1 protein-coding gene is annotated in these 1,421 nt (G+C 67.8%); it reads left to right on the plus strand.

All coding sequences use genetic code 11. From position 1 onward, the window contains the following. Positions 1–234: 234 nt before the first annotated feature. Positions 235–1,421: IS110 family transposase (locus ACWDSJ_RS37810; RefSeq protein WP_450037678.1), on the plus strand; the 1,187-nt coding region annotated here is incomplete at its 3' end.

Raw genomic sequence — 1,421 nt, forward strand, 5'->3', positions numbered from 1 at the left:
CTGATACGGCAGACTTGCTGTCGGTAGCGGCTGGTGGGTGAGCACTGTTGTGGCTCCCAGGGCTTCGAGTCCTGAATAAAGATCGTGCCCCCGCCGGTCGGTCGGGAGGATGGATCGCTGATGGGATGTCGTGCCCGCTGATGCTCGGCGTGAGCACTGTTTCATTAGGGCGCTGAGAGTTCTCCCGGACGCTACCCGCGTCGCGGTATTCGTTGAGGGACGGGAGAATCGATGGTGTTGTTCGTCGGAGACGACTGGGCGCAGGACCACCATGACGTGGAGTTGATGGACGCGGCGGGCGAGCGTTTGGCCAGAGCGCGGCTGCCTGAGGGGGTGGACGGGATCGCGCGGTTTCATGCGCTGGTCGCCGAGCATCTCGGTGCCGACACCGACGCCGCCGAGGTGGTGATCGGGATCGAGACCGATCGTGGAGCGTGGGTCGCGGCGCTGCTGGCCGCGGGCTATACGGTGTTCGCGGTCAACCCGTTGCGGGCGGCCCGCTATCGGGAACGGCATGCGGTTTCCGGCGCCAAGAGCGACCCGGCCGATGCGCACGTGCTGGCTGATATGGTGCGCACCGACTCGCATCAGCTGCGGCCGGTAGCCACCGACAGCGCTCGGGTCGAGGCGGTGAAAGTGGTTGCGCGGGCGCATAAGACGCTGATCTGGGAACGAACTCGTCATGTCCAGCGGCTGCGGCACGCGCTGCGCGAGTATTTCCCCGCCGCGCTGGAAGCCTTCGATGATCTCACCGCCGCCGACGCCCTGGAACTGCTCGGTAAGGCACCGGATCCGGTGTCGGCGGCGCGGTTGTCGCTCAATCAGATCCGGGCCGCGCTCGCCCGGGCCCGCCGCCGTGACCTCGACGCCAAAGCCGCCCGGATCCAGTCGGTGCTGCGCGGTGAACACCTGCGCCGCGACGCGGTGATCGACACCGCCTATGCCGCCACCACGCGGGCCTCGGTCAGTGTGCTGATCACCCTCCGCGAACAGATCACCGCCCTGCAAGGGCAGGTGGATGCCCATTTTGGCCGGCACCCGGACGCTGAGATCGTGCTGTCCCAACCCGGGATGGGCGTGATCCTCGGCGCCCGGGTGCTCGCCGAGTTCGGGGACGCCCGCGACCGCTACACCTCGGCGAAGGCCCGCAAGAACTACGCCGGCACCAGCCCGATCACCCGAGCCTCCGGCAAGAAGAGGATCATCGCGGCACGGTTCGTGCACAACGACCGACTCATCGACGCCCTCCTGCGCCAAGCGTTCAGCGCCCTGACCTCCTCACCGGGTGCTCGCGCCTACTACGACAAACACCGCGCCCGCGGCCTCGAACACCACGCCGCGCTACGGCAACTCGCCAACCGCCTCGTCGGCATCCTCCACGGCTGCCTCAAAACACGCACCCTCTACGACGAAGCGGCCGC

The sequence above is a fragment of the Nocardia sp. NPDC003482 genome (assembly GCF_053588115.1).